The sequence below is a fragment of the Bradyrhizobium sp. UBA2491 genome, from assembly GCF_002341725.1.
Classification (GTDB): domain Bacteria; phylum Pseudomonadota; class Alphaproteobacteria; order Rhizobiales; family Xanthobacteraceae; genus Bradyrhizobium.
The window spans coordinates 41082-47673 of the sequence record NZ_DDOP01000096.1; the positions used below are offsets into that span (position 1 = coordinate 41082).

At 64.1% G+C, this 6592-nt stretch carries 5 protein-coding genes; 1 reads left to right on the forward strand and 4 read right to left on the reverse strand.

The features are described 5' to 3' along the window. Positions 1 to 2: 2 nt before the first annotated feature. A complete protein-coding gene (gene trxB / locus B2W55_RS32195; RefSeq protein WP_024581068.1) occupies positions 3 to 968 on the reverse strand; it encodes a thioredoxin-disulfide reductase in 966 nt (321 codons plus the stop codon). 284 nt (positions 969 to 1252) lie between these two features. Here trxB and B2W55_RS32200 point away from each other — a divergent pair, with 284 nt between their 5' ends. Then, positions 1253 to 1732, forward strand: coding sequence for an Lrp/AsnC family transcriptional regulator (locus B2W55_RS32200; protein WP_024581067.1), 480 nt, complete (start codon positions 1253 to 1255; stop codon positions 1730 to 1732). Positions 1733 to 1924: 192 nt separating this feature from the next. On the opposite strand, the gene B2W55_RS32205 is transcribed toward B2W55_RS32200, so the two are convergent. From B2W55_RS32205 to carB, 3 genes are all read right to left on the reverse strand, one after another. Then, positions 1925 to 2329, reverse strand: a complete 405-nt coding sequence (locus B2W55_RS32205; protein WP_024581066.1) for a DoxX family protein — start codon at positions 2327 to 2329, stop codon at positions 1925 to 1927. Between the two features lie 353 nt (positions 2330 to 2682). Beyond that, the gene (greA, locus tag B2W55_RS32210) at positions 2683 to 3156 is read right to left on the reverse strand and encodes a transcription elongation factor GreA (RefSeq protein ID WP_100555215.1); all 474 of its coding nucleotides are present in this window, start codon (positions 3154 to 3156) and stop codon (positions 2683 to 2685) included. A gap of 196 nt (positions 3157 to 3352) precedes the next feature. Continuing rightward, positions 3353 to 6592, reverse strand: a 3240-nt coding sequence (gene carB, locus B2W55_RS32215; RefSeq protein ID WP_291532734.1) for a carbamoyl-phosphate synthase large subunit, incomplete at its 5' end; no start/stop codon positions are given.

Here is a 6592-nt window from a genome sequence, read left to right on the forward strand (position 1 = left end):
GATTATTCCGCCGCTGCGCGATCGCTCGCGCGAAGAGCCAGGAAGCGTTCCGCCTCGAGCGCTGCCATGCAGCCGAGGCCGGCGGCGGTGACCGCCTGCCGGAAAGTTTCGTCCGCCACGTCGCCGGCGGCGAACAGGCCGGGCACCGAGGTCGCGGTGGAGTTCGGCGCGACCTCGACATAGCCCGACGGTTTCAGCTTGATCTGGCCTTTGACGAGCTCCGTCGCCGGCGCATGGCCGATCGCGATGAAGACACCGTCGGTCTTGAGGTCGGTCAGTGCGCCGGTCTTGACGTTCTTCAGCCGCACATGGGTGACCTTGTTCGGGCTCTCCGAGCCGCAGATCTCGTCGATCGCGGAATCCCACACCACCTTGATCTTGGGATGCTTGAACAGCCGCTCCTGCAGGATGCGCTCGGCGCGGAAATGATCGCGGCGATGCACGATGGTGACCTGGGAGGCGTGATTGGTGAGGTACAGCGCTTCCTCGACCGCAGTGTTGCCGCCGCCGACCACCACGACTTCCTTGCCGCGGTAGAAGAAGCCGTCGCAGGTCGCGCAGGCCGACACGCCGCCGCCCTGGAATTTCTCTTCCGAAGGCAGCCCGAGCCAGCGCGCCTGGGCGCCGGTGGCGAGAATGACGGTCTCGGCGAGATAGACGTCGCCGGAATCGCAGGTCAGGCGGAACGGCCGCTGGCCGAGCTCGAGCCTGGTGACGAGATCAGTGACGATCTTGGTGCCGACATGCGCCGCCTGCTTCTCCATCTGCTCCATCAGCCAGGGGCCCTGGATCACATCGGCGAAGCCCGGATAGTTCTCGACGTCGGTGGTGATGGTGAGCTGCCCGCCCGGCTGAATGCCCTGGATCAGGATCGGTTCGAGCATCGCGCGCGCCGCGTAGATCGCTGCGGTGTAGCCGGCGGGGCCGGAACCGATGATGACGACCTTGGCATGGGTAGGCGCGGGCATTTTCAGATCCCTCTCTTTTGGGGATTTTGATCAAGGACTTGTGCGGGAAGCGCCCCGGAAGCAGGTCACGGCGGCGCCAAAAGTGTCAAATCCAAGTCTAGGATATCTGGGTAGCTATGCAAGAATTGCAATCCATGGCAGCGATTTTTCCCCGGAACTGAAGTCACATTCGCGAAATCATGCGCTGCACGCGCAATAAAATTGCGCATTGCCGGCTGGCTGCGCTATGAGAGTTACCGGCTGTCCAGCCGAGACTTTTCAAACGCCTAGGGAACTGTAGTCGCGTGTCGAAGAACCTTGACGAGATCGACCTCAAAATCCTCGCCGAGATCCAGGCCGATGGCCGAATCACCAATGTGGAACTCGCCAAACGGGTCGGTATCTCGCCGCCGCCCTGCCTGCGCCGGGTCCGGGCGCTGGAAGAGGAAGGCTACATCCAGGGATACCGCGGCCTGCTCGATCCGCGCCGCCTCGGCTACGACGTCACGGTGTTCGCCTCGGTGCATCTGTCGAGCCAGGCCGATGCCGATCTCCGCGCCTTCGAGAATTTCGTGCGCGGCGAACCGCTGGTGCGCGAATGCTGGATGCTGTCGGGCGAAGTCGATTTCATCCTCAAATGCGTCGCCCCCGACATGGCGACGTTCCAGGATTTCGTCACCCACCTGACCGCGGCGCCGCATGTGCGAAACGTCAGGACCTCGCTGGTGCTGCACAATTCCAAATATGAAGCCGCGGTGCCGCTCGGCGTGAAGGCGGCGGGCTGAGGCGCGTCGTGCAACGCACCGTCATTGCGAGGAGCGAAGCGACGGCTTGTCCGCCGTAGCCTTGGCGAAGGCGAAAGCAATCCATCGCTCCGCATATTCGGACAGATGGATTGCTTCGCGGAGCCTGTCATCGGGCGCGCATTCACGCGACCCGTTGGCTTGCAATGACGATGTTCGCCACTTCTTGGTTCGTTACTTCTTGCCCATCGCAGCGTCGACGCTGATCGGGCCCGGTCCCGAGGTCGCGAGGTAGAGGCAGGCGAAGCAGAACAGGATCGCCGCGGTGCCGTTGTTGAGCAGCGGCAGCAACACCGGCTCGGCCGGGTTCTTGAACATGTGGCCGAGGAAATACGCGAACGCCATCTCGCCCGACAGGATGAACGCGACCAGCCGCGAGAACAGGCCGATCATCAACAGCGCGCCGAGCACGAGCTCGAGCCAGCCCGCAGCCTGGATCAATGGCGGGATGTTGGCGAAGTAGGCGACCACGGGAAACTTGAAGATCTTGGCGACGCCGTACTGAAACAGCAGCAGTCCGGTGATGAACCGGAACAGGCTCAGCACGGTCGGCTGCCATTTGGAGAACATCTGGTCCATTGTCATTTACCCCCTGTTTGACACGCTGGAACATTGCACGATGCAGAACCCACACGGTGTTCGCCACCAGAGTGTGATGTCAACACCTTGCATCTGGAATCATTCCTCGCTCGATTGCAGTTGCGAGAGGGAGCTCAGTGAAACGGTGACGCGCCGCAATGCGTGTTGCGACGCAATCATCACCCGAGCCGCAGTCCCCCGACATGATTATACTGCATAAACATGTCACGGCCTCACTAGTATGGCGCGCAGCGGCTCTCTACTCACATGTCTGTCAAACAAGGGGTAAAACGCGGACATGAAAAAAGCCGCGTGCTGAGCGCGGCTTTTCTGCACCAGTCACATCGAAGTAACTATCGCCACTCGACCTTGGTGATCTCGTAGGCCTTGGCGCCGCCCGGCGCCATCACTTCCACGGTGGCGCCCTTCTTCTTGCCGATCAGCGCGCGCGCGAGCGGCGAGGTGATGGAGATGCGGCCTTTCTTGGCGTCGGCCTCGACCTCGCCGACGAGCTGCCACACCGCCTTCTTCTCGGTGTCCTCGTCGACCAGCGTCACCGTCGCGCCGAACTTGATGGTGTCGCCGGACAGTTTCGAGATGTCGATGATGTCGGCGCGCGCGAGCTTGTCCTCGAGCTCCGCGATGCGGCCCTCGTTGTGCGACTGCTCTTCCTTGGCGGCGTGATACTCGGCGTTCTCCGAGAGATCGCCGTGCGAGCGCGCCTCCGCGATATGTTCGATGATGCGCGGACGATCCTCCGACTGGCGCCTCTTGAGCTCGTCCGTCAGCGCAGCGTAGCCGCCCGCAGTCATCGGAACCTTATCCATCATCTTCGTCCTTCATCGTGCACACCCGGCGGTGCCCACGAACATCCAGTTCAGCTAACGCAGGAATCAGGACGCAAGCGCGCCCGGAAGCCCAGTGATATTCGGCCCCGCTAAGGGCCGTGACAACATCCAATCGCGCGGTGAGTTCCAGCCATTCGGCTAATTGACCGTCTCGGGCCTTCAGCCCGGGCAGCGGTCAGCTTTCGGAAAAGTAACTCTGAAGCGTGCGGACCTCAAGGTCCCCGTCCCGATAGGCCCGGATCCCCCGCGCGGCCGCCACCGCACCTGAAAGAGTGGTGTAATACGGCACTTTATGCAAGAGGGCAGCCCGCCGCAGCGAACGGCTGTCGGCCAGCGCCTGCGGACCTTCGGTGGTATTGAACACCAGCTGGACGTCGCCATTGGTGATGGCGTCGACGATGTGCGGGCGCCCTTCGAGCACCTTGTTCACCTTTTCCGTCGGCACGCCGTTGTCGCTGAGATAGCGCTGGGTGCCCGAGGTCGCCATCACCTTGAAGCCGAGCGAATGCAGCAGACGCACCGCATCGGCGATGCGCATCTTGTCGTCGCCACGCACCGAGACGAACACGGTGCCCTGGCGCGGCACGCGCGTGCCGCCGCCGAGCTGGCTCTTCGCGAACGCGACCTCGAAGGAGCGGTCGAGGCCCATCACTTCGCCGGTCGAACGCATCTCCGGGCCGAGCACGGTGTCGACGCCGGGGAAGCGCGCGAACGGGAACACGGATTCCTTCACGCCGACATGGTCGAGCTTCTTCTTCTTCAGCTTGAAGTCGGCGAGCTTCTCGCCGGCCATGATCCGTGCCGCGATCTTGGCGACCGGGGTGCCGATCACCTTGGCGACGAACGGCACCGTGCGGGACGCGCGCGGGTTGACCTCGAGCACGTAGATCTCGCCGTCCTTGATGGCGTATTGCACGTTCATCAGGCCGACCACGTCGAGACCGAGCGCGAGCTCGCGGGTCTGCCGCTCCAGCTCCTCGATGGTCTTGGCGTCGAGCGAATGCGGCGGCAGCGAGCAGGCGGAATCGCCGGAGTGGATGCCGGCTTCCTCGATGTGCTCCATGATGCCGACGACGAAGGTGTCCTTGCCGTCGGAGAGGCAGTCGACGTCGACCTCGGTGGCATCGGACAGATAGCGGTCGAACAGCAGCGGGTTCTTGCCGAGCACGGTGTTGATCTGCCCGGTCTTGTCGTTCGGGTAGCGCGCCTTGACGTCGGCGGGCACGAGCTCGGGCAGCGTGCCCAGCAGATAATCGTTGAGCTGGTTCTCCTCGCGGATGATCTGCATCGCGCGGCCGCCGAGCACGTAGGACGGACGCACCACCAGCGGCAAATCGAGATCGGCGGCGACCAGGCGGGCCTGCTCGACCGAATAGGCGATGCCGTTCTTCGGCTGCTTGAGGCGCAGCTTGTCGAGCACGCGCTTGAAGCGGTCGCGGTCCTCGGCGAGGTCGATCGCGTCGGGCGAGGTGCCGAGGATCGGCACTTCGGCGGCTTCCAGCGCGCGGGCAAGCTTCAGCGGGGTCTGGCCGCCGAACTGCACGATCACGCCGTGCAGCGTGCCGTTCTTGCGCTCGGTCGCGACGATCTCGAGCACGTCCTCGGCGGTGAGCGGCTCGAAATACAGCCGGTTGGCGGTGTCGTAGTCGGTCGACACCGTCTCCGGGTTGCAGTTGACCATGATGGTCTCGTAGCCGGCGTCCTCGAGCGCGAAGCAGGCGTGGCAGCAGCAATAGTCGAACTCGATGCCCTGGCCGATGCGGTTCGGTCCGCCGCCGAGGATGATCACCTTCTTGCGGTCGGACGGCGCGCTCTCGTCGGCGGGCTCGCCGGCGAACGGCCGCTCATAGGTCGAATACATGTAGGCGGTCGGCGAAGCGAACTCGGCCGCGCAGGTGTCGATGCGCTTGAACACCGGGCGCACCCCGAGCGCGTGGCGCTTGGCGGTGACGTCGGCCTCGGTGGTTTCGGTCAGCACGGCAAGCCGCGCGTCGGAGAAGCCCATCGCCTTCAGCGTCCGCATGCCGAACGCGTTCGGCGGCAGGCCGTTGCTGCGGACCTTGTCCTCCATCTCGACGATGGCGCGCATCTCGGCGAGGAACCAGGGATCGATCTTGCAGGAGTTGAAGATCTCCTCGTCGGTCCAGCCGAGCCGCATCGCCTGGGCGACCTGTAGGATGCGGTTCGGCGTCGGTGTGCCGAGGGCGGCGCGGATCGCGTTCTTGTCGTCGCCGCGGCCAAGCCCTTCGATGTCGATCTCGTCGAGCCCGGTCAGCCCGGTCTCGAGCCCGCGCAGCGCCTTCTGCAAGCTCTCCTGGAAGGTGCGGCCGATCGCCATCACTTCGCCGACCGACTTCATCGACGTCGTCAGGGTGGAGGAGGCGCCGGGGAATTTCTCGAACGCAAAGCGCGGAATCTTGGTGACGACGTAATCGATCGTCGGCTCGAACGAGGCCGGCGTGGCGCCGCCGGTGATGTCGTTGGCGATCTCATCGAGCGTGTAGCCGACCGCGAGCTTGGCTGCGACCTTGGCGATCGGGAAGCCGGTGGCCTTCGACGCCAGCGCCGACGAGCGCGACACGCGCGGGTTCATCTCGATCACGACCATGCGGCCGTCGACCGGGTTGATGCCGAACTGGACGTTGGAGCCGCCGGTCTCGACGCCGATCTCGCGCAGCACCGCCAGCGAGGCGTCGCGCATCACCTGGTATTCCTTGTCGGTCAAGGTCAGCGCCGGCGCGATGGTGATGGAATCGCCGGTATGCACGCCCATCGGATCGAGGTTCTCGATCGAGCAGATGATGATGCAATTGTCCTTCTTGTCGCGCACCACCTCCATCTCGTACTCTTTCCAGCCGAGCACACTTTCCTCGATCAGCACCTCGTTGGTCGGCGAGGCGTCGAGCCCGCGCTCGATGATGTCGAGGAATTCTTCCTTGTTGTAGGCGATGCCGCCGCCGGTGCCGCCCATCGTGAAAGAGGGGCGGATGATCGCGGGCAGGCCGATCTCGGACAGCGCCATCAGCGCCTCGCCGAAGGCATGCTCCTGATAGCGCTTGCGGCGGTCATTCTCGCCGAGCGTCCACTGCCGTTCGAGTTCTTCCAGCGCGGCGCCGGAAAGCTTCTCCCGCTCGGCGAGGTATTTGTCGCGGTAGGTCTTCTTCAGCGCCGAGGCGTTGGCGAGCCGCGATTTCGGCGTCTCCAGCCCGATCTTGGTCATCGCCTCGCGGAACAGTTGGCGGTCCTCGGCCTTGTCGATCGCATCGGCGGTCGCGCCGATCATCTCGACGTCGAACTTGTCGAGGGTGCCCTGGCGGCGCAGCGACAGCGCGCAGTTCAGTGCGGTCTGGCCACCCATGGTCGGCAACAGCGCAAAGCCGCCCGGTATGACGTTGCGCTCCTTCTCGATGATCTT

Coding starts and splice junctions, on each gene's coding strand:
- trxB (WP_024581068.1), bottom strand. CDS start 968: ATGCCCGCGCCTACCCATGCCAAGGTCGTCATCATCGGTTCCGGCCCC.
- B2W55_RS32205 (WP_024581066.1), bottom strand. CDS start 2,329: ATGGACCAGATGTTCTCCAAATGGCAGCCGACCGTGCTGAGCCTGTTC.
- greA (WP_100555215.1), bottom strand. CDS start 3,156: ATGGATAAGGTTCCGATGACTGCGGGCGGCTACGCTGCGCTGACGGAC.